General features: G+C 62.3%; 21 protein-coding genes and 2 pseudogenes. 10 read left to right on the forward strand and 13 right to left on the reverse strand.

Features of this window, described 5'->3' with window-relative positions; translation table 11 throughout:
* Positions 1–7: 7 nt before the first annotated feature.
* Both argF and arcC read left to right on the forward strand, forming a co-directional pair.
* Positions 8–1009 carry an ornithine carbamoyltransferase gene (gene argF / locus X741_RS144130; protein ID WP_023779522.1) on the forward strand — a complete coding sequence of 334 codons (1002 nt, stop codon included), beginning with the start codon at positions 8–10 and terminating at the stop codon, positions 1007–1009.
* Between the two features lies 1 nt (position 1010).
* Positions 1011–1967 (forward strand): carbamate kinase, encoded by a 957-nt coding sequence (gene arcC / locus X741_RS144125; protein ID WP_023779523.1) that lies wholly within the window; start codon positions 1011–1013, stop codon positions 1965–1967.
* Between the two features lie 61 nt (positions 1968–2028).
* On the opposite strand, the pseudogene X741_RS144120 reads toward arcC, so the two are convergent.
* Positions 2029–3351: pseudogene (locus tag X741_RS144120) on the reverse strand (efflux RND transporter permease subunit); the annotation flags it as partial.
* 149 nt (positions 3352–3500) lie between these two features.
* Here X741_RS144120 and X741_RS144110 point away from each other — a divergent pair.
* Positions 3501–3713, forward strand: a complete 213-nt coding sequence (locus tag X741_RS144110; protein WP_031250338.1) for a hypothetical protein — start codon at positions 3501–3503, stop codon at positions 3711–3713.
* Between the two features lie 745 nt (positions 3714–4458).
* On the opposite strand, the gene X741_RS144105 is transcribed toward X741_RS144110, so the two are convergent.
* From X741_RS144105 to X741_RS144065, 10 genes are all read right to left on the reverse strand, one after another.
* Positions 4459–5376: a restriction endonuclease gene (locus tag X741_RS144105; RefSeq protein ID WP_023779528.1), complete on the reverse strand. Its 918-nt coding sequence runs from the start codon at positions 5374–5376 to the stop codon at positions 4459–4461.
* A 324-nt stretch (positions 5377–5700) separates the two neighbouring features.
* A complete protein-coding gene (locus X741_RS1000000171690) occupies positions 5701–5958 on the reverse strand; it encodes a hypothetical protein (protein ID WP_348625698.1) in 258 nt (85 codons plus the stop codon).
* The gene (gene atzF / locus X741_RS1000000168910; RefSeq protein ID WP_023779530.1) at positions 5927–7630 is read right to left on the reverse strand and encodes an allophanate hydrolase; all 1704 of its coding nucleotides are present in this window, start codon (positions 7628–7630) and stop codon (positions 5927–5929) included. The genes X741_RS1000000171690 and atzF overlap by 32 nt, the downstream gene beginning before the upstream one ends.
* A complete protein-coding gene (locus X741_RS144095) occupies positions 7627–7977 on the reverse strand; it encodes a cupin domain-containing protein (protein WP_023779531.1) in 351 nt (116 codons plus the stop codon). The genes atzF and X741_RS144095 overlap by 4 nt, the downstream gene beginning before the upstream one ends.
* Positions 7970–8638, reverse strand: coding sequence for an isochorismatase family cysteine hydrolase (locus X741_RS144090; protein ID WP_023765233.1), 669 nt, complete (start codon positions 8636–8638; stop codon positions 7970–7972). Before X741_RS144090 ends, X741_RS144095 begins: the two co-directional genes overlap by 8 nt.
* Entirely contained in the window at positions 8638–10164 is a 1527-nt protein-coding gene (locus X741_RS144085) for an ABC transporter ATP-binding protein (RefSeq protein WP_023779532.1), read from the reverse strand. The genes X741_RS144090 and X741_RS144085 overlap by 1 nt, the downstream gene beginning before the upstream one ends.
* A gap of 10 nt (positions 10165–10174) precedes the next feature.
* Positions 10175–10870, reverse strand: coding sequence for an isochorismatase family cysteine hydrolase (locus X741_RS144080; RefSeq protein ID WP_023779533.1), 696 nt, complete (start codon positions 10868–10870; stop codon positions 10175–10177).
* A 16-nt stretch (positions 10871–10886) separates the two neighbouring features.
* Positions 10887–11813 carry an ABC transporter permease gene (locus X741_RS144075; RefSeq protein WP_023779534.1) on the reverse strand — a complete coding sequence of 309 codons (927 nt, stop codon included), beginning with the start codon at positions 11811–11813 and terminating at the stop codon, positions 10887–10889.
* Positions 11813–12931, reverse strand: a complete 1119-nt coding sequence (locus X741_RS144070) for an ABC transporter permease (protein ID WP_023779535.1) — start codon at positions 12929–12931, stop codon at positions 11813–11815. The genes X741_RS144075 and X741_RS144070 overlap by 1 nt, the downstream gene beginning before the upstream one ends.
* A 19-nt stretch (positions 12932–12950) precedes the next feature.
* Positions 12951–14078 carry a BMP family ABC transporter substrate-binding protein gene (locus X741_RS144065; RefSeq protein ID WP_023779536.1) on the reverse strand — a complete coding sequence of 376 codons (1128 nt, stop codon included), beginning with the start codon at positions 14076–14078 and terminating at the stop codon, positions 12951–12953.
* Positions 14079–14369: 291 nt separating this feature from the next.
* On the opposite strand from X741_RS144065, the gene X741_RS144060 reads away from it, so the two are divergent.
* Positions 14370–15044: a GntR family transcriptional regulator gene (locus X741_RS144060; protein ID WP_032928157.1), complete on the forward strand. Its 675-nt coding sequence runs from the start codon at positions 14370–14372 to the stop codon at positions 15042–15044.
* Positions 15045–15128: 84 nt separating this feature from the next.
* Here the strand turns inward: X741_RS144060 and X741_RS144055 are convergent, their stop codons facing one another.
* Both X741_RS144055 and X741_RS144050 read right to left on the reverse strand, forming a co-directional pair.
* Positions 15129–15341 carry an alkylphosphonate utilization protein gene (locus tag X741_RS144055; RefSeq protein ID WP_013893339.1) on the reverse strand — a complete coding sequence of 71 codons (213 nt, stop codon included), beginning with the start codon at positions 15339–15341 and terminating at the stop codon, positions 15129–15131.
* Positions 15338–15520, reverse strand: coding sequence for a hypothetical protein (locus X741_RS144050; protein ID WP_023779538.1), 183 nt, complete (start codon positions 15518–15520; stop codon positions 15338–15340). Before X741_RS144050 ends, X741_RS144055 begins: the two co-directional genes overlap by 4 nt.
* 156 nt (positions 15521–15676) lie before the next feature.
* Between X741_RS144050 and X741_RS144045 the strand changes: the two are divergent.
* From X741_RS144045 to X741_RS144020, 6 genes and pseudogenes are all read left to right on the forward strand, one after another.
* A pseudogene (locus X741_RS144045) lies at positions 15677–16417 on the forward strand (YoaK family protein); the annotation flags it as partial.
* Between the two features lie 230 nt (positions 16418–16647).
* A complete protein-coding gene (locus X741_RS144040; protein ID WP_013893336.1) occupies positions 16648–16962 on the forward strand; it encodes a helix-turn-helix transcriptional regulator in 315 nt (104 codons plus the stop codon).
* Positions 16962–18980 carry a hydrogenase 4 subunit B gene (hyfB, locus tag X741_RS144035; protein ID WP_156937939.1) on the forward strand — a complete coding sequence of 673 codons (2019 nt, stop codon included), beginning with the start codon at positions 16962–16964 and terminating at the stop codon, positions 18978–18980. The genes X741_RS144040 and hyfB overlap by 1 nt, the downstream gene beginning before the upstream one ends.
* Positions 18971–19927, forward strand: coding sequence for an NADH-quinone oxidoreductase subunit H (locus X741_RS144030; RefSeq protein ID WP_023779541.1), 957 nt, complete (start codon positions 18971–18973; stop codon positions 19925–19927). Before hyfB ends, X741_RS144030 begins: the two co-directional genes overlap by 10 nt.
* Complete coding sequence (locus X741_RS144025; protein WP_023765223.1) at positions 19927–20589, forward strand: hydrogenase-4 component E; 663 nt, start codon at positions 19927–19929, stop codon at positions 20587–20589. Before X741_RS144030 ends, X741_RS144025 begins: the two co-directional genes overlap by 1 nt.
* A complete protein-coding gene (locus X741_RS144020; RefSeq protein WP_023779542.1) occupies positions 20586–22037 on the forward strand; it encodes a hydrogenase 4 subunit F in 1452 nt (483 codons plus the stop codon). The genes X741_RS144025 and X741_RS144020 overlap by 4 nt, the downstream gene beginning before the upstream one ends.
* Positions 22038–22047: the final 10 nt, after the last annotated feature.

Genomic DNA, 22047 nt, shown 5'->3' on the forward strand with positions numbered 1-22047 from the left:
ATTCTCCATGTCGACCAATCTTCACGGCCGCTCCGTCCTGACGCTGGACGATCTCAGCGCCGAGGAAATCCGTTTTCTTCTCAAGCTGGCCGCCGATCTCAAGGCAGCCAAGCTCGCCGGCCACGAGATACCGCGTCTGGTTAGGAAAAACATCGCCCTGATCTTCGAGAAGGATTCGACGCGCACGCGCACGGGTTTCGAAGTCGCGGCCTACGACCAGGGCGCGCACGTCACTTACTTTGGCCCCAGCGGCAGCCATATTGGCCACAAGGAATCCATGAAGGATACAGCGCGTGTGCTCGGCCGCATGTATGACGCGATCGAATATCGCGGCTTTGGCCAGCACCAGGCTGAATTGCTTGCCGCGCATGCCGGCGTGCCCGTCTACAACGGCCTCACCGACGAAGCGCATCCGACGCAGATCCTCGCCGATCTCATGACCATGCGCGAATACACGCACAAGCATCTTTCGGACATGACAGTCACCTTCGTCGGTGAAGGCCGGGACAATGTCGCGTTGTCGCTGGCATTAGGCGCAGCCAAGGTCGGTATCGACATGCGCATCGCTTCGCCGAAGGAACTTTGGCCGGACGAGGAATTCTGCGCCCATGTCCGGAACCTGGCTCAACGCAGCGGTGGCCGTTTCCGGCTCGACGAGAATGTGACGGCCTGCGTCCAGGAGGCAGATTTCATCTACACCGACGTGTGGATGTCGATGGGCGAGGACAAATCGGCCTGGGCTGAGCGCATCCGGCTTTTGGCGCCCTACCGCGTCACCAGCGAGGTGATGGCTGCCGCCGGCAATCCCCATGTCAAATTCATGCATTGCCTTCCGGCATTCCACGACACCGATACCGAGATCGGCGCATTCATCGCGAAGGAATATGGCATCGATTGCATGGAGGTCACCGACGAGGTGTTCGAATCGGCTGCGTCGATCGTCTTCGACCAAGCCGAAAACCGGATGCACACGATCAAGGCGCTGCTCGTCGCCACGATCGGCAATTGAGATGCTGATCGTCGTTGCGCTCGGCGGAAACGCCCTGCTGCGTCGTGGAGAACCGATGACGGCGGAGAATCAGCGCGCCAACATCAAACGCGCCGCATCCGTGCTCGCGGAACTCATCGGCGAAGGACACTCGGTTGTAGTTACGCACGGCAACGGCCCGCAAGTGGGCCTGCTCGCGCTCCAGGCAGCTGCCAACCCGGGCGACGGGGCGTTTCCACTCGACGTGCTCGGGGCCGAGAGCGCCGGCATGATCGGATATGTGATCGAGCAGGAACTCGGCAACCTCCTCAAGCGAAGGCTGTTCGCGACCCTGCTGACACAGGTGACAGTGGACCCGCACGATCCGGCTTTCGTTCATCCGACGAAGCCGATCGGTCCGGTCTACGATGAGGCAACCGCACATAGGCTTGCCAATGAGCGAGGCTGGCAGATAGCGCCCGATGGCGACAAATGGCGCCGCGTCGTGCCTTCGCCCAAGCCGCTGGTGATCCTGGAAGCATCGGTGATCTCGTTCCTGGTCGAGCGCGGCGTGATCGTCATCTGCACCGGCGGCGGCGGGGTTCCAGTAATAGCCCGTGACGACGGCAGTTTTTGCGGTGTGGAAGCGGTTATCGACAAGGATCTGGCAAGCTCGCTTCTCGCTCGCGAGTTGAAGGCAGACATGCTGCTGATGCTGACGGATGTCGACGCCGTCTATGCCGACTACGGAACAGCAGCCGCTCGGGCACTCCGGAGCGTGAGCCCCAAGGAGCTATCGGGGAGGACTTTTCCGGCCGGCTCCATGGGGCCAAAGGTCAGCGCTGCAATCGAATTCATTGAAGCGACAGGCAAGTCTGCTGCAATCGGCAAGCTCGATAACGCCCTTGAAATTGTCAGAGGGCAACGCGGCACCTGGTTCGAAGCCAGCGCTCTATTCCCCCAGAAATCTTGGGCTACCGGCACGACACCGAGGACGTAATTGGTGCCATAGCCTTTGGCGCCTTTCGGGCACATCGTACGGGAGAAATACCCGCGCGGGTTCACGTGCGCAGCACCCGGTAGATCGCGGGGATGACCAGCACCGTCAGCAGCGTCGAGGAGGCCAGGCCGAACAGCAGCGAGATCGCGAGCCCCTGGAAGATCGGATCGGTCAGGATCACCGCCGCGCCGATCATGGCGGCAAGTGCCGTCAGCAGGATCGGCTTGAACCTGATCGCGCCGGCCTCGATCAGGATCTCGCCCAAGGGCCTGCCCGGTGATGCCGCGTGCCGGATGAAGTCGACCAGCAGGATCGAATTGCGCACGATGATGCCGGCCAGCGCGATGAAGCCTATCATCGAGGTAGCGGTAAACGGCGCACCGAACAGCCAGTGTCCGCCGAGGATGCCGATGAAGGTCAGGGGGATCGGCGTCAGGATCACCAGTGGTACCTTGAACGAGCCGAACTGGGCGACGACCAGGATGTAGATGCCAAGCAGCGCGACGCCGAAGGCTGCGCCCATGTCGCGGAAGGTCACCCAGGTGACTTCCCATTCGCCGTCCCACAGAAGCGTCGCCCGGCTCTCATCCTCCGGCTGGCCGTGCAGCGAGATTGCGGGTTTCTGCAGGCCGGTCCAGTCCTGAGCGTCGATGGCCTTGCTGACCGCGAGCATGCCGTACAGCGGCGCTTCGAAGCTGCCGGCAAGTTCGGCTGTCACCATTTCGACGGCGCGGCCATTGTGCCGGAACACCGGGAAAGAGGCGCGTTCCGGCGCCACGCGCACGACGTCGCCCAACTCGACGACGCCGCGGTCGCCAGGCAGTACATTCGCCGGAATGGGCGTGGTCAGGAAGCGCTCGTCGAGCGTCCTCTCGCCCTTCTTCCGCTCGATGCGGATCGGGATCGGCTGGCGGCCGCCGCCGCGATGCGAATAGCCGACGGTCTTGCCGCCGTTGAGGATGGCGATCGTATCGAACACGTCGCTCTCCTCGACATGGAAGAACTCGGCATTGTCGGTAGAAACCGTGGTGCGCAGCCGGCGCGCCGGCTGTCCCCAGGAATTGTCGACATCCACGATGAACGGCACCGAACGAAAGGCCGCCTCGACCTTGGCCGCAACCATACGGCGCGTCTCGCCGCCTGGCCCGTAGATCTCGGCCAGCAATGTCGCCATGACGGGTGGTCCCGGCGGCGGCTCGACGACCTTCAGGCTGGTGCCCGCGGGAACGGCGATCGAGGCGATGCGGCGGCGAATGTCCAGCGCGATGTCGTGGCTGGAATGGCTGCGTTCCGACTTCGGCGAGAGGTTGATCGCGACATCGCCCTGCTGCGGCGCGCTGCGCAGAAAGGAGTGCCTGACAAGACCGTTGAAGTTGAATGGCGCCGGGATGGCATGTTCAAGTGGGGAAGCAAACGAGCCTTCGAACCGCTCCCGGAACCAAAGGAGTTGGTGGACGCATTACTTAATGAATTGCGCTTCGCCCCAGCACAGCACGCTGCCATTGAACGGCAGGCGGCCCTATGGAGAAACCTATGACAGATGCGATACCGACAGTCGTCCTAGATATGCTCAAGGAGGTCTGGAAGGAGGCCGATGACCGTTCAGCATTCGACTATCCTTTTCAAAGGCGCGCGAACGATCCCTCCTTCTATTCTATCGGCGCGACGATCCAGAACACGACAACAATGGAGTTCTGGCACTGGAAGTTGCCAAATTGGCGAAGCTACCCATTTTCGACGGGCTGATCGGTGAGACGAAGGAAGGCTACTCCTTCAATAAACATGCGCAGCATGCGCTCACTGATTTTTGTAGTGAGGTCTATGCCGCTTGGGCGAAGTTTGAGGGGCGACTGAAAACGATGAAATAGACGACCTGCTTTCTTGACCGCAAAAAGCTCGCGATCCTACATCGATGGTCCACCAAAATCACGGGGACGCCAATGCTCACATCTGATCAAATCGCGAATGCAAAACTCACTACGCCCTACATTGGCCGTGACCACCGTCACGAGCACGGCAGCATAGAACCAAAATGCATGGATGAGGGGGAACCGGTGTACTGCTGCACTAGCAGCTAGTCCGGGCTGAGTGACATACAGAGACATCCCCGGACATTTGGCTCCGCTTGGATGTCTTTCTCGGACAATGCCTCGCAATACCAACCTTGAGGACATACCGAAATCCTAAGATGTTGAGTGGCCAACAGGCTGAATTGCATAAGCTATCTGGTGAGGCAGGCAAGCCACGGTTTGCGAACGCTGTCCCAATTCCGGGACGACATGTCACGCTATATCCCCGCAACATGTGCAACTCGATATCGATTGGATACTGAACCTCAGCTACCGGGCCTTCATTTTGGCGAGCCGCTCCTCCAACCGTCTAGTGATCGTCTTGTCTGTCAGCGGTATGTAGAAAACTGAATTCGCAACGTTCGTGGTCATAATCGCAGCGATAAGCTCGCCGTTCTGAAAGCTCTCAACGAGATACAAAGTCATATGGTCTCCGACCACCTCGTCCACGTAATAATAGCGAAGGGAATGGTAGAGAAAATAGAATTTTCCGACCTCGAGTGACGCCCCGCCAAGTGGCAACGTCGAAAGGTCTGTTTCGAATTTCTGCCGGTCAGCACGTTCTCATATGAAACCTGAGCCGAAACAGCCGACAGCTCTACTCTGACGTCAGCATCTAGTACGCGGGCACGGATGCGCTTGATTTCCACCTCTATCGCCGCGACCACCCCGGACCTGAAAAAGTAGTTGTCCGGTGGAGTAACCGAGCGACCGAATACCACCCGGCGGACGAGTGACGTTCCGTTGGTAAATGGCTGTGATGCGAGCGGGTCCACCGCTTCCAGCAAACTGCTCCCTTCCTCCATTGAAGTTTTTCGAAGATAGTAGGTCATCTGAGACGGCTCGTCGGGCAGGTTTGCCTTCGAACCATCGCGATATTCGAGGGTAACGCGAACAACCCGGTGAGCATCTGTCTCGCCTAGGTCTCTTACCTCGGGTTGAACCACAAATGGTGGCGACCCATCTCCAGCCAAAACGGTGATGGGAGGCAGCCTAAATTCATTGGTCGGGAAAGCGATCTTAAAGAGATCAACATCATGGCGCTGGGCAACTCGAATTGCACCCTCTTGATAATCGCTGGTGCTAACGAAAACAGCCTTATGGACTTTCGCGTCCTTGGCCTTGGTTACAAAGGCATCGATCATTTCAACCGAGATTGATCGCCTCTTGTGCTTTACCTCGAACCCGATCAGCACGTGATAAAATCCGGCCTGAATGGTGGCGAGAACGTCAAACTGTCGGCGCTCGATTTTGACGTTCCACTGGACCTCGGCGGTCTCCATCGTCAGCCGATTGATCGCAGCGGTAATGAGTTCGATGAACTTGTCGTCGGAAATCATTGGCGTTTGCCCGAGAGCGAGGACACATCCCTACCCCAAGCGACTGCGTTGCGCCACTCGCGTTAACTGCTGTTTCTGCTATGCCGGGCGTCGTTGTAGCCTGTATTGGCTATACAGCGACAATTAGTTCGAAGGGGATAGGTGAGAGTGTTGAAAGCGGAGAGAACGGTCTCCCGCTACCAAAACTTCTTAACCCCTCAACGCCCGCGCAATCTGGACCACAGGGCTTCATGAGATAGGAAAGCGTTATCGGACTGCTGGTCGAGAGGACACCTCCACCGGCGTGCCAACAGGCAAGTCCGGCAAGGCAAGTCTGCACGACAGTCAGATCGGGACGCCAGGGGGCCAGTCCTGTCGCTTTTCATTTTGATCGGCCATGCCGTGTGCGACAAAGCGGCGCCAGCCGCCATAGACCGAGATGTCGGTGGCCGCCGACAGGCCTGCTGTTTCGGCGAGGAATCCCTTCGCCAACGTTCCATCATCGAGCTCGATCGTGCCGATGCCGAGCGGCGGCGGGATGGCGGCGACGAAGCGGCCGAATGCAGCCGCATCAAGTCGCCAGACCTCGACGTCGATCCGCATGCCGCCATCGGCAACGCGGATCAGCCCGGGCTTCGGCACCGACTGGCCGGCCAAAGCATAGAGCTTGTAGGCGGCGGCGGTCCTGGTCGCGCGCCCGAACTGCGCGCCAAGCTGGTTGAGCTGGCCGTTGAGCGGCATGCCCGACAGATGCGCGCCGACCACCACTAGGTCGATCAGGCCGTCGCCAGGCGGCTGGGCGGCTGGCTGCAGGCCGGGCTGCTGCCAGCCTGTGGCGCCGAGCGGAAGGCCGCTCGCCGCATGCAGGTCGCGGGCGAGCATCGCCCTCCGCGCATCGCAGCCGGCCNTGCCAGCCTGTGGCGCCGAGCGGAAGGCCGCTCGCCGCATGCAGGTCGCGGGCGAGCATCGCCGTCAGCGCATCGCAGCCGGCCGGCGCCAGCAAGGTGACGCTCATCGGCAGGCCGTCGCCGCGCTTGCCCGTCGGCACGGCGATGCCGCACATATCGAGCAGGTTGACGAAATTGGTATAGGTGCCGAGGCGGCTGTTGGTCTCGACGGGATCGGCGAGCACGGTAGCAGTGGTATAGTGCGTTGGGGCGGTCGGCACGCAGAACAGGTCGACCGAGGCGATGACCGGGGCGAGCTTCGCCTTGTAGCCCTGCAACGCGTAGAGGCCGCGGAAGGCGTCTGCCGCCGACAAGTTCCTGGCGCCGCCGATGATCTTGCGCGTCACCGGATGCAAGGCGGCTTCGTTGGCCTCCATGAAATCGCGGATCGCCGCATAGCGCTCGGCCACCCAGGCGCCCTCATAGAGCAGGTTGGCGGTGGCGTAGAAATCGCCGAAGGGGATTTCTACCAGCCGGCAGCCAAGCCGCGACAACATGGCAAGCGAAGCTTCGAATCCAGCCTGCATGGCCGTATCGCCGAAGAATTCGAGGTCCGCTTTTGCAGGCACGCCGACGGTCAGCACCGGCTGGAGCGTGGCGAGCGGCTGGACGGCGATGTCACGCGAATAAGGATCGGCAGCGTCGCGCGCGGCGGCAACGTAGAACACCCTATACGCATCATCGACGGTCAGCGCGAACACCGAGACGCAGTCGAGCGTGCGGCAGGCCGGCACGACTCCGGCGGCCGACAGCGCGCCGACCGTCGGCTTCAGCCCGACGATGTTGTTGAGGCCGGCCGGAATGCGTCCGGAGCCGGCGGTGTCGGTGCCAAGCGCGAAGGAGACGATGCCGCGCGCCGTCGCCACCGCCGACCCCGAGGAGGAGCCGCCTGGCACAAGCGTCTCGTCGATGGCGTTGCGCGGGATCGGCCATGGCGTGCGCACGCCGACGAGGCCGGTGGCGAACTGGTCGAGATTGGTCTTGCCGACGACCAGCGCACCGGCCGCTTTCAGCCGCGCCACGACCGTGGCCTCTTTATCGGGCCAATAGGTGTATTCGGCGCAGGCGGCCGTCGTGGGCATGCCGGCGACGTCGATGTTGTCCTTGACGGCGAAGGGAATGCCCCAGAGCGGCTTTGTCGCCGGGTCGAACGGACCGAGTGCCGTGGCCTCGACAAGGAGATCCGCCTTGGCGGCGAGATGGATGAAAATGCCGGGGTCGTCGGCCGCTTCGATGCGGGTGTAGATCGTCGCGATCACATCGCCGACGGCGAGGCCTCCCCGATAGGCTGCGTGCAGGCTCGCTATGTCGAAGTGGATATCGCTCATTTCGTCTCCCCCAGAATGATCACCGGCAGGTCCCACTGGATCAGCACGACGCAACCGTCCTTCGTCCACACCGAATGCTCGGTGCCGACCGGGTTCAGGATGACGCTGCCGGCGGGATAGTCGCCGTTCTCGTCGCTCTGGGTGCCTTCCAGCACGACGATGGTTTCCAGCCCGACATGCCGGTGTCGCGGCACGCTGGCGCCGGACCGGTATTTCAGGATCGCGACCGACGGCTCGACCGGCCCGCCCTTCAGCAGCCAGTGCACGCTGATGCCGTCGCGGAAATGTTCGAACGCGAGATTGCGCCAGCCGCCGTCGAGCAGGCCGGCAAAGGCAAGATTAGGCATTGGCAATTCCCTCGAGCACCTGGTCGGTCGTTGCCGTCCAGCCGACGATGGCGCCCTGCGCCCGGATCATGGCCAGTGCCGCCGCCTTGAATTCGGGAAAGTAGCTTTCCGTCGCGTCCTCGGCGAGCAGGCACTCATAGCCGCGGTCGTTGGCTTCGCGCATCGTCGTCTGCACGCAGACTTCGGTCGTCACCCCGGCAAAGACGAGGTGCTGGGCGCCGAGCCGCTTGAGGTCGTCACCGAAGCTGGTCGCATAGAACGCGCCCTTGCCGGGCTTTTCGATCACGATCTCGCCGGGCAGCGGCGCAAGCGCGTCGAGGATCGCCGTACCCGGCTCGCCGGCGATCAGCACGCGGCCCATCGGGCCGGCATCGCCGATGCGGATCGATGGATTGCCGCGGTTTCGCTTGGCCGGCGGCAGGTCTGAAAGATCGGGCCTGTGGCACTCCATGGTGTGGATCACCGGCAGGCCGGCGGCGCGAAAGCCCTCGATCAGCCGCTTCACCGTCGGAACGATCGCTACGACCCGGCTGACGTCGTTGCCGAGGCTGGCGCCGAAGCCACCGGGCTCGGCAAAATCGCGCTGCATGTCGATGACGACCAGCGCCATGGTGCGCGGCTTGAAGGCAAATGGGAACGGCTGCGCTGCGATTTCAGCCATCAATGATGTCCCGCCATGTGCTCGCCGATCGTCTGCACGCTCGCCTTGGCGATCGATGTCTCGTAAACCAGCGCGCCGTCGGACATGACAAGGATGCGATCGGAGAGTTCGAGCAGTTCGTCGAGATCCTCCGACATCAAAAGCACGGCGGCACCGGCATTGCGCGCCTTCATGATGCGGGCGCGGATCTCGGCCACGGCCGAGAAGTCGAGACCGAAGCACGGGTTGGAGACGATTAGCAGATCGACCTCGCCGGTGAGCTCACGAGCGAGCACGGCGCGCTGCACATTGCCGCCCGACAGCGAGGCGATCGGCGAGGACAGCGATGCGGTCTTGACCTTGAACTGCTCGACCAGGCGGGCGCTGAATGTCCTGATGGCGCCGGCACTGATCCAGCTCACCGGCTTGCCATTGCCGTCGATATCGAAGGTGCGGAAGGAGATGTTCTCGGCCACGGTCATCTTCGGCGCGCAGGCGTTCTTCAGCGGCTCCTCCGGGATGAGGCGGACATTGAGCGCGCGCGCCTCGGCGCGCGTCGCCGCATAGGCGGTGCCGCGCACCAGGACTTCGCCGGTATCGCGCGGGCGCTGCCCGGCCAGCACTTCGAGGAATTCCTTCTGGCCGTTGCCGGAAATGCCGGCGATGCCGACGATCTCGCCCGAGCGCACGCCGAGATCCTCGATGCGGATCGACTTCAGCCCGGTGCGGTCCGGCGCCTTCAATGCCCTGACTTTCAGCACGATCTCGGCGTTCGGCTTCGTCTCAGCACGGCTGTCGAGAGCGGCGATCGGCTGGTCGCCGATCATCATCGCCGCCATCTGCCTATGGTCGAGGTCGGCGACGCGGCCGGTGCCAGTCAGCCTGCCCTTGCGCAGCACGCTGACGTCGTCGGCGAAGGCCGTCACCTCATGGAACTTGTGCGAGATCATCAGCACGGTGAGGTCGCCTGCCTTGGTCATGGCGCGCACCAGACCCAGCACTTCCTGCGCCTCGGCGGGCGTGAGTACGGAAGTCGGCTCGTCCAGCACCAGGAAGGAGCGGCCGAGATAGAGCTGCTTGACGATCTCCAGCTTCTGCTTCTCGCCGGCGGCAAGCTCGGCCACCTTCACATCGAGCGGCAGTTTGAACGGCATCCGCTCCATGAACCGGGCAAGGCCGGCGCGCTCCTTGCGCCAGTCGATGACCCCAGGCACTTTTTCGCGCGAAATGACCAGGTTCTCGGCGCCGGTCAGCGACGGCACCAGCGTAAAATGTTGATAGACCATGCCGAGGCCGAGCGCGGAGGCATCCCTGGGACCGGCGATCGCTGCCTCGCGGCCATCGACCAGCATGTCGCCTGATGTCGGGTGGTAGAAACCCATCATGCATTTGACCAGCGTCGACTTGCCGGCGCCGTTCTCGCCGAGCAGCGCGTGGAAGGAGCCGGCGGGAACCTTGACCGAAACATTGTCGAGTGCGGTGAAGGCGCCGAAGCGTATGGTCATGCCGATGGTCTCGACGCCGACCGCTTTCCTGGTTCCGCTCATGGCAATTTCCTCACGGTAGCTGGGCGACGAGCGAGGCTGCGTTCGACACCGCGCCGAAGACGCCGCCCTGCATCTTGATCATCTTGATGGCCGCCAGATGATTGCCGTAGTCGGTGGCGCCGCAGCAATCCTCCAGCATGACGCATTCGAAGCCGCGGTCGTTGGCCTCGCGCATGGTGGTGTGGACGCAGACATCGGTGGTGATGCCGGTGAGTACGATGTTGTCGATGCCGCGCTGGTTGAGGATGAGCTCCAGGTCGGTGGCGCAGAACGAGCCCTTGCCCGGCTTGTCGATGATTGGTTCGCCCTCGGCCGGATAGAGGTCGGGGATGATGTCCCAGCCCGGCTCGCCGCGCACCAGGATGCGCCCGCAGGGACCGGGATCGCCGATGCCGGCATTGATGCGGCGCGAGCGCCAGCGCTTGTTGGCCGGCAGGTCGGCGAGGTCGGGCCGGTGGCCCTCGCGAGTGTGGATGATGGTGTAGCCCTTCTCGCGCATCGCCGACAGCACCGACTTGATCGGCTCGATCGGGGCGCGGACCAGCGACAGGTCGTAACCCATGTGGTCGACATAGCCGCCCGGCCCGCAGAAATCGGTCTGCATGTCGATGATGATCAGCGCCGTGTTGTCGGGCCTGAGATCGCCATTGTACGGCCATGGATAGGGATCGGCCTCGATGTAGCGCTGCCCGGTTCTGGCGTTCATGGCAAAACCTCCGGTCTCATTTGGTGATCGACAGTTCGCCCGGCGCGCCGGCGAGCGACCGGCTCGGCGACGAGGTGGCGATCATGATGACGAGGGTGAGGATGTACGGGGCGGCGTAGAAGAGATAGTAGCCTTGCGTGACGCCGACCGACTGCAGCGCCGGCCCGAGCGCGCCGGCGCCGCCGAACAGAAGTGCTGCGGCAAAGCAGCCGAGCGGATTCCAGCGCGCGAAGATGACCAGCGCCACCGCCATCAGCCCTTGCCCCGAGGAGATGCCTTCGGTCCAGCTGCCGGGATAGTAGAGCGACAGATAGGCGCCGCCGATCCCTGCCAGCGCACCGCCGACGCCGGTGGCGGCGAGCCGCACCGTATTCGGATTGAGGCCCATGGCACGCGCGGCGTCGGAACTGTCGCCGACAACGCGCAGGATCAGGCCGGCGCGGGTGTTGCGGAAGGCCCACCACAGGAACACAGCCAGTGCGGCGCCGGTCAGGAACAGCACGTTGACGTCAAGCGCCGCCTGCACCTGCGGAATGTCCGACCAGGCGCCCAAGGGAATGGCCGGCAAGTCGGGCGCCGAAGGCTGGATGAAGGGCTTGCCGAAGAAGAAGGCCAGACCCGAACCGAACAGCATCAGGGCGATGCCGATGGCGATGTCGTTGACCTTCGGGAATTTGCAGATCCAGCCGTGGAACAGGCCGAAGCAGAGGCCGGCGAAGGCGGCGGCGACGAGGCCGAGCCAGGGCGAGCCTGTCTTCACCGCTACCGCGTAGGCGCTCATGGCGCCGAACACCAGCGTGCCTTCGAGGCCAAGGTTGATGCGGCCGGAGCGTTCGGTGATGGCTTCGCCGAGCGAGACGAAGATGAAGGGGGTAGAAACGCGGATGGCGCCGCCGAGTATGGCGAGCGGAACGCCCCAGAGGCCGATCCCGGCGTCGTCCATCAGCTGCTCCTTTGCCAGAGATCGGGGTTGAAGGCCTTGAAGCGGCCGTAGAGGGTCTCGCTGAACAGGATGACGATGAACAGCATGCCTTGCAGCACCAGAACGGTGGCGTCGGGAAGGTCCATGCGGCGCTGGATCAGTCCGCCGGACGCATCGATGCCGCCGAGCAGGAAAGCGACCGGTATGATGGCCAGCGGATTATGGCGGGCAAGGAAGGCCACGAGAATGCCGGTATAGCCATAGCCGGCGGCGAGCGAGGCGTTGGCGCTGCCCTGTACCGCCGCGACCTCCAGCATGCCGGCGAGACCTGCGAACGCGCCGGCCAGCCCGGTGAAGCCGACGATCAGCGAGCCGACCGCAAGCCCCTGCACCTGGGCCGCCCGCACATTGCCGCCGGCGATGCGTGCGGCAAAGCCCCAGCGGGTCTTTTCGATCAGCACCCAGGACAGCACGCAGGCGACGACGCCGACGGCAAGGCCCCAATGCACCTCCATGCCGGGCATGTTGCCGATGCGGTAGATGTCCGCCAGCGGCTGGGTCGAGGGCTTGTTGAGCGAGGCTGGATCGCGCAGCGGCCCTTCAACCAGCTGGTTCATCAGGGCAATCGCGATATAGGCCATCAGCAGGCTGGAAATGGTCTCGTTGACGGCGCGGTAATGGCGGAGCGCGCCGACGGCACCTATCCAGATGCCGCCGGCGGCCATGCCCGCCACGCCCATGACGAGGATGACAATGAGGGAGGGAGCGCCGCTGAGCGCGGTGCCGGCTGCCGCGGCGGCGACGCCGCCGAGCACGATGGCGCCCTCGCCGCCGATGACGACCAGCCCGAGCCGGGCCGGCAGCGCCACGCAGAGCGCCGCCAGCAATAGCGGTGCGGCGCGCGACAGGGAGTTCTGGACAGAGAACCACGAGCCGAAGCCGCCGCGCCACATCGTTTCATAGAGCTGGACCGGCGACTTGCCGACAGCCAGGATGAACAGGCTGAACAGCACCATGCCGACGACCAGGGCTGTGAGCGGAATGACGAAGGCTTCTGCCCGCCTGGCGATCCATTCGAGCGCCGCCGGATAACCCCTGGCCCCGAACGTCGCCGGCGCGCCTGCCACCGTGTCTGTCATGTTGCCGCCTCCGTGCGGTTCAGGCGGTCGAGCCGACGACGCCATCGACGAGATAGTCCATGCTTTCGAGCTCGATGGCGGTCTCGGCGAAGGCCTGGCCTTCGGTGGCCACGACGGCGCCCTTGTTGCTCTTCAGCGGGCCCTTGATGACGGAGAAGCCGCCCTTCATCATTTCGGCCAGCGTGGCGTCGAACTGCTTGCGCGCCGGCTCGGAGACGGCGGGACCGAGCGGGCTCATCTTGACGAACCCGTCGGCCAGGCCGCCGCGGGTGAAATTGGGCAGCGGCTTGCCGGCGATGAGGTCGTCGACGAACATCTTGTAGACCTTGGCCCAGTTCCATTCGGCGCCGGTGAGGTATTTCTCGGGTGCCAGCGGGCTCTGGTTCGCGTGGTAGCCGCAGACGAAGGCGCCGCGGCCGGCGGCCGTCTCGACCACGACCTTGGGGCTGTCGACATGGCAGGTGATGACGTCAATGCCCTGGTCGACCAGTGCGTTGGTGGCCTCAGCCTCCTTGACCGCCAGCGACCACTCGCCGGTGAAGATCACCTGGCAGGTGATCGTCGGGTCGACGGAGCGTGCGCCGAGCAGGAAGGAGTTGATGTTGAGAAGCACCTGCGGGATCGGCTTGGCCGCGACGAACCCAAGCTTCTTCGACTTTGAGGTATGGCCGGCGACGACGCCGTTGAGATACTGGCCCATGCCGATATAGCCGAAATAGGACCCGGCATTCATCGGATGCTTGTCCTTGTTCCACATGCCGCCGCAGTGGCGGAACTGCACGTCAGGGAATTTCGCGCACATGGCCAGCATGTGGGGGTCGAAATAGCCGAAGGAGGTCGGGAAAATCAGCGAGGCGCCGTCGAGATTGATCATCGACTCCATGGTTTTCTGGACGTCGACAGTCTCGGGGACGTTCTCCTCCTCGACGACGGTGATGCCCTCGATGCCCTTCAGCGCCGCCGCACCCTCGGCATGCGCCTGGTTGTAGCCGTAGTCGTCCTTCGGCCCCACATAGATGAAGCCGACGGTGGCGGCGGCGGCGAAGGCCCTGCTGATCGGAAAGGATGCCGAAGCCAGGCCGAGCGCGGCTCCGGCGGCGGAGGTCTTGAGCAGCTCGCGGCGGTTAAATGTGAATCTCGCGGTCATATTGAATGCTCCCCTGTAGGACCCTTTCCGGGCCGGTTAACAATGCCATCAAGAAAGTGCATGCAATCGCTGTGCCAGTTTGTTTGGCAAAATTTACTGAACAAAATCAACTGCAGCTCCAAAAGCTACTGCTCATGCATCAGGCAATTGCATGCACTTTTTGCCTTGAAAACAGACAATTTGACAGGCAGATTAAAATAAAGGCATAGAGAGGTATATTGAGTCGAAGACGCCGCTTCGACCGACGCCACGAGAAGACGGGACGGAGGAGATTTGTCGGGGAAGCGCAGCTTGATCAGGTCGGGCACGACCGTGGATCAGATGGTGAGGGCGATCGGCGACCGGATCGTCACCGGCTTCCTGCGCCCGGGCGAAAAGCTCGATGAAACCTCGCTCGCCGCCCGCTTCGACGTGTCACGCACTCCGGTTCGGGAGGCGCTCGGGCAGCTCAGCGCCATGGGCCTGGTCGAAAGGCGCCCCAACCGCGGCGCCATCGTCGCCGTGGTGACGCAGGAGCATCTGGCCTCGATGTTCGAGAGCATGGCCGAACTGGAAGCGATCTGCGCGCGCTTCTCGGCCGAGCGCATGACCAGCAGCGAGCGCCGGGCGCTCGAGGTCGAGCACCAGGCTTCGGCGCGGATGGTACGACTAGGCGCCGAGGAGGACTACGAGTATTTCAACACCGAGTTCCACAGCCGGCTCTATCGCGGCGCCCACAACGCCCATATCTGCGAAATGACGGTGATGACGCGGAGCCGGCTGGCGCCGTTCCGCCGTGCCCAGTTCATGCTGCCGGGGCGCCTCGCCAAGTCCTGGCAGGAGCACGACGCCATCGTCACCGCGATCATGCGCGGCGATGGCAATGCGGCAGGCCAGGCTGCCAGGGATCACGTGTCCATCGTCAGCGAAGCGAGCGCCGTGTTTGCCGTTGGCGACCAAACAAGGACCGCGCCACAACACCAGTGATGTTTTTCCGAGAAGGGTGTCTGATTGCGGTTTCGGTGCTCTGGATTGTACTCCAGGCAACATCCCATCGGAGCGTTCGCTCTCCTACGCCTTCTTTAGAAATTCCGTTCGCAGAACCAGATTTTTGACCTTTTCGGCCCGACACTCGACCTCATCTTCGTTGCCCGTGAGGTGGATGTTCTTGATCAATGTTCCGCGTTTCAGAGTGACGGACGTGCCCTTGACTTTGAGATCCTTGATGAGCGTGACGGAATCTCCGTCACTCAAAGGGGTGCCGTTGCTGTCCTTGACTTTCATGATTTCGCTTCCTGCCGTTGTGCATTCAGCCCGTTGAGGAGATCGGCGAGTTCCTCGGCATCGTGCTGGTTCATTCCAACAATGGTACGGCTGCCCATCTCGGCGGGCCGTCCGGTAAGGACATCGTCGACTGTCCAGGTGCCGCCCGGCTCCCGGCAAGGTTTGTAGCGTTGAATCATGCATGCACGATAATCGCGCCAGTTTGCTATGCCAAGGGTGGGTCAATATTTTTCGGTTTGTATTGATGTTTTGAACATCAATGATACGATCCGGATTATCATTTCTCACACTCAGACACTGAAGCCTCGATTCCGCGCGGGAGGCAAGGTTCGCTCATGATCGTGTATCTGCGCCGGTTGACCGGAAAGGAGCGAAGCGAAAGAACCGACCGGCACCTCGCTCGATTTCTGACCTTCATTGCAGGTGCCGCCAATGCCGGTGGCTTTCTGGCAGTTCAGCAATATACGTCCCACATGTCAGGCATCGTGTCCTCGATGGCTGATCATCTGGCACTCGGCAATGTCGAACTGGTGCTTTCCGGATTGGGAGCCTTCTTGTCGTTTGTTGCCGGGGCCGCCTGTTCGGCGGTCTTGGTCAACTGGGGAAGGCGGCAGGGTCTGCAGAGCGAATACGCGTTTCCGCTTGTCCTGGAAGCGATCCTGCTGATCTGTTTCGGTCTGCTCGGCAGCCATCTTGCACGTCACGAAGCGCTGTTCGTGCCGATGACCGTGATGCTGCTTACCTTCATCATGGGGTTGCAGAACGCCATCATCACCAAGCTGTCGGAAGCCAGAATCCGGACGACGCATGTCACTGGCCTGGTGACCGACATGGGCATCGAAATCGGCAAGCTGCTTTATTGGAACATCTCGGGAAATGATTCCGACGGACTGTTCGTGAAGGCGGATCGAAGGAAGCTGAGACTGCTCACGTCGCTTGTGGCATTGTTCTTTATCGGCGGCGTCATCGGCGCAGTGGGTTTCAAGCACGTCGGCTTTGCCGCAACGCTGTTTCTCGCAGCCATCCTCCTCGTTCTGGCCACCATGCCAGTCCTGGAGGATGTCTCCGTTCGCATGAGGCGGCTCCTGCAGTAGCTCGGCAGTCCTGCCTCAGGACCCCGACAAGACTAGGCCAAGGGATGCCTCGCCGCTAAGCGTTGTGCCGCCCCTCGTGAGGGGAGCGATACCTCCACCATTGCAGCTCGCCTCGCAGATGCGTCACGCATCATTATTTGAATGCTCCCCATTTTAATATATGCTCCAACGCCCAGAGATAATACCTCAAAGCTGACAAAGGGGGTGCGACCGTGATAACTGCTCCACAGTTGCGTGCCGCAAGGGCACTCCTTGGTATCGACCAGCGCAGGCTTGCCGAATTGTCTGGCCTTTCCGTGCCGACAATTCAACGCATGGAGGCCAGTGAGTCGATTATCCGGGGCAACGTCGATTCCCTCATGAAGTTGATCGGAGCACTTGACCTCGCCGGCGTCGAATTGATCGCCGATGGCGCCTCAAGCCAGATCGGCGGGCGCGGCGTGCGGCTGAAGGCAGACTTTGATCCTGCCAAGGTTCTTGGCCGGGCAGATGCGGATGCCAAATTCCCTGTGAGGAGCGTGGCGTGATTCCGGGGGCCGCGGTCCTTCTGTGGAGCGTTGCCGCGCTCCTGGGGACCGCGGTGCTTGCGGTTTCGGAAAGCCGCAGGGCGGGACCGGCAACACGCCTGATCTACAGCTTGACGCTAGGCATATCGGCGGCCGTGCTCCTGGTTCTCGCGAGCCGCATCGCCGATGATCCCGTCACCCCGTCGACCGCCGTTTTGCCGCTTGGATTGCCATGGATCGGCGCGCATTTCCGTCTGGATGCGCTCTCGACTTTCTTCCTCGTCATCGTCAACTTCGGCGGTGCCATGGCCAGTCTTTACGGCCTCGGCTACGGCAGGCATGAGTCTGCGCCCCATCGGGTGCTGCCGTTCTTCCCGGCCTTCCTCGCCGGAATGAATCTTGTCGTGCTCGCGGACGATGCCTTCACTTTCCTGCTTTCCTGGGAATTCATGTCGCTCGCTTCCTGGGCGCTCGTCATGGCGCATCATCGCGACCAGGACAATGCGCGGGCGGGCTACATCTATCTCGTGATGGCGAGCTTCGGCACGCTCGCGCTGCTGCTTGCGTTCGGCCTGTTGGCTGGCCCGGACGGAAACTACACGTTCGAGGCGATGCGTGCCGCCTCATCCACCCCGCTGGTCACTGCTTTCGTCCTGGCTCTCATGCTGTTGGGCGCCGGCTCCAAGGCTGGACTTGTTCCGCTCCACGTTTGGCTGCCGCTCGCTCACCCGGCCGCGCCAAGCCACGTCTCGGCTCTCATGAGCGGCGTCATGACCAAGGTCGCCGTCTATGGCTTCATTCGCGTTATTTTCGATCTTCTCGGTGAGCCGCCATGGTGGTCGGGCGTCGTCGTCCTTTTCTTCGGCGGCCTGACGGCGGTTCTCGGCATCCTCTACGCGCTGATGGAAAAGGACCTGAAGCGGCTTCTTGCCTACAGCACCATCGAAAACGTCGGCGTCATCTTCGTGAGCCTTGGCCTCGCTCTGGCCTTCAAAGCGAACGCCATGCCATCGGCTGCCGCGCTGGCGCTCACCGCCGCGCTGTTCCACGTCCTCAACCATTCCTTTTTCAAGAGCCTGCTGTTTTTCGGTGCGGGCGCGGTGCTGACGGCAACTGGCGAGCGGGACATGGAGAAGCTGGGCGGCCTCATCTCTCGCATGCCCCTCACAAGTTTCGCCTTTCTGGTCGGCTGCGTGGCGATCTCGGCCCTTCCACCCTTCAACGGGTTCGTCTCGGAATGGCTGGCCTTTCAGGCGATATTACAAAGCCCCGATCTGCCGCAATGGGGCTTGAAGGTCATGGTGCCCGCCGTTGGCGGTCTGCTGGCGCTGTCAGCGGCACTGGCCTCAGCCTGCTTCGTAAAGGCGTTCGGGATCACATTCCTCGGCCGGCCACGCTCGGCCGCGGTGGAACTGGCGCACGAGGTCGACCGCTACTCCCTGGCGGCAATGTTCATTCTCGCCGCACTTTGTCTGCTTGCCGGCATTCTGCCGGGTCTTGTCATAGACGGCCTATCCTCGGTGACACTACCGCTGATTGGCAGCCGGATGCCTGTGCAGATGGCGCAACCTTGGCTGTCGATCGTGCCGATTGCAGCGAGCCGCAGTTCCTACAACGGCCTGCTGGTGTTCCTGTTCATCGCCTTTTCCGCATCCGCGGCGGCATATGTAATCCACCGTTTCGCGTCGCATGCACTGCGTCGGGGTCCAGCCTGGGGTTGTGGCTTCCCGGATGTCGTCCCCACCTCGCAATACACGGCCGTCAGCTTCGCGCAGCCCATCCGTCGCGTGTTCGGCACGTTCGTATTCCGTGCAAGGGAAACGGTCGAAATGGTGGCGCCTGGCGAAACCGGGCCGGCGCGTTTGCATGTCGAAATGCATGATGTGATCTGGGAGACGCTCTATCAGCCGATCGCCAGGGCCGTCGATTTTGCGACCGACCGCCTCAACCATCTGCAGTTCCTGACGATCCGGCGCTACCTGACCCTCGTTTTCCTCTTTCTCATTGTCCTGCTGCTGGTGCTCGCACTATGGCCATGATCCTTGAGTTGGCCGTTCAAGGCGCACAGATGGCGCTGGTGCTGTTGCTGGCGCCTCTCCTGACTGGCTTCGTGCGCAAGGTGAAGGCACGACTCTTGCGCCGCCAGGGCCCTTCCCTGGTCCAACCCTACCGCGATCTGCTGCGGCTGATGCGCAAGGAAGTCGTTCTGGCGGACAACGCGTCCTGGCTGTTTCGCGTGACACCCTATTTGATCTTTGCCTCCACCTGGGTCGCCGCCGCGCTTATCCCGACATTCGCTACCGGCCTCACCTTCAGTTGGACCACCGATCTGATAGCCATCGTCGCGCTGCTTGGAAGCGCTCGGTTCTTCCTGGCGCTGGCGGGGATGGACGTCGGCACGAGCTTTGGCGGCATAGGTTCGAGCCGCGAGGTCATGATCGCTTCGCTGGCCGAGCCCGCCATGCTGCTGATCGTGTTCAGCCTGGCGCTCGTTGCCGGAGCGACGCAGTTGTCCACGGTCGCCGCCTTCATGGGCTCGCCGCAGGTTGGGCTGCGGGTATCGCTCGGCATGTCGCTCATTGCTCTCGTGATGGTGGCGGTCGCCGAAAACGCGCGCATTCCGGTGGACAATCCAGCGACCCACCTGGAACTCACCATGGTCCATGAGGCGATGGTCTTGGAATATTCCGGTCGCCATCTGGCGATGATCGAGTTTGCCGCGTTCCTCAAGCTCCTGCTCTATGTGTCGCTGATTTCCTGCGTCTTCCTGCCTTGGGGAGCGGCGACCACCGGTGCAGGACTGCAATCCCTTGCCGCGGGTGTCGTCACCTATATCGGCAAACTTACCGTCTGCGGGGTGCTGCTCGCCGTGTTCGAGACAGCCATCGCCAAGATGCGCGTCTTCCGTGTCCCGGATTTCCTGGGCGCGGCGTTGATGCTTGCCTTGCTCGCCACGCTCCTCCGGTTTGTCTCCCGGAGCCTGTGATGACCGGTCTCACCTTCGATATCGCTCATCTGCTCGCCGGCGGCCTCGTCCTGGTCAGCTTCATGATGCTCTACCAGGACCGTCTCTTTGCGCTAATCAATGTTTTTGCGCTTCATGCAATCGTGCTCGCCATGTCCGTGGCTTGGCAGGCCTACATCCAGGACGCCCATCATCTCTACGTCACGGCGGCAATCGCGCTTATCTTCAAGGCGATCGTCATTCCCGTCGGGCTTCATCGCATCATTCAGCGGCTCGGCATCCATCGCGATATCGAGACAGCCGTCGGGATCGGTCCGACCATGCTTGCCGGAATAGGTCTGGTGGCCCTGTCCATGGTCCTGATGTTGCGGGTAACACCCGAAGCCGACCCCCTCGCCCGTGAAGATCTGGCCTTCGCGCTGTCCATCATTTTGCTGGGGCTGCTGGTGATGGTCACCCGCCGGAATGCCGTCAGCCAGGTTGTCGGGTTCATGTCGCTCGAGAACGGTCTGGTCCTTGCTGCCACGGGGGCAAAGGGCATGCCGCTGGTCGTCGAGATCAGCGTTGCCTTCTCGATCCTTATCGCCTTCATCGTCATCGGGGTCTTCCTGTTCCGCATCCGCGAGAGGTTCGACTCGGTGGATGTCGGTGCCCTCGACGATTACCGGGGAGAGCACCGTTGACCGTGTTTTCCCTCGATGCGGTGGCCGCCATTTTGCTGATACCGGTCATCTCGGCCGCGCTTCTGGCGGTGCTGCCGAACTACCGGATATCGGCAGGCCTCAATGTCGCCGCGAGCTTGCTGACCTTGCTCGCTGCAATGTCGCTGTTAGCCACGGATCGGCTGCAGCCAGGTCAATACCTGCTCGTCGACGATCTCAATGTCGTTTTCATCGTGCTCAACACATTCGTCGGTTTCACGACCAGCGTCTTCAGCGCCTCCTATATCGCGCATGAGCTGGATACCGGGCGACTGACCGCGGCCAATCTGCGATTCTACCACGCGATGTACCAGATCATGATGTTCGGCATGAACCTGGCGTTCGTCTCGAACAACATCGGCTTGATGTGGGTAGCGGTGGAGCTTGCCACGCTGACCACCGTGCTCATGGTCGGCATCTATCGCACGCACGAAGCGCTGGAGGCCGCCTGGAAATATTTCATTCTGGGCAGCGTCGGCATCGCGCTCGCGCTGTTTGGCACCATCCTCGTCTACATGGCCGCACAGCCGGTTGTTGGCGAGGGCACGAATGCCATGGTCTGGACGGTGCTCATCGCTCACGCCGCGCGCTTCGATCCGGCTCTGCTCAATGTCGCCTTCGTCTTCCTGCTGCTCGGTTACGGGACTAAGGTCGGCCTTGCGCCCTTGCATGCCTGGCTGCCAGACGCGCATGCCGAGGGTCCCACGCCGATTTCCGCGGTGCTGTCGGGCTTGCTGTTAAACGTCGCCCTCTATGCCGTGCTACGCTTCAAGCTGTTGCTCGCGGCAAGCCCTGAAGCGATCGCGCCTGGGCCGCTGATGATCACGATGGGGCTGACGTCGCTTGTTTTCGCGGCCTTCATGCTCTATCGCCGCCGCGACATAAAACGCCTGTTCGCGTACTCCTCGATCGAGCACATGGGCATCATCGTGTTCGCCTTCGGCATGGGTGGCCCGCTCGCCAATTTTGCCGGACTGCTGCATATGGTCATGCATAGCCTGACCAAGTCGGCGATCTTTTTCACGGTCGGCCACATTGCCCAAGTCAAGGGGACACAGAACATCGCCGAGATCCGGGGGCTGACGGAGACACATCCGGCGCTTGGCTGGGCGCTCGTCATCGGTGTCGTTGCCATTGCCGGCCTGCCTCCGCTCGGCATCTTCATGAGCGAATTCCTGGTCGTGAGTTCGACATTTGCAAGACACCCGCTGCTGGCGATGCCGTTGGTGTTCGGGATTCTGCTCGCTTTCGGAGCCCTGCTGCTTCGACTAACCGGCGTCGCTTTCGGCGAACCGCGCGGCAGCACAGCACCCGCCGAGGCGTCCTACATTCCGATGTATTCCCATTTGGCGTTGGTGTTTGCCGCCGGCATCTACCTGCCGCCACCGCTGGTCACCTGGTTCCAGCATGTCGCAGCTATTCTGGGGTGAGCGGAGGAGA

The organism is Mesorhizobium sp. LNHC221B00, from assembly GCF_000502935.1.
Classification (GTDB): domain Bacteria; phylum Pseudomonadota; class Alphaproteobacteria; order Rhizobiales; family Rhizobiaceae; genus Mesorhizobium; species Mesorhizobium opportunistum.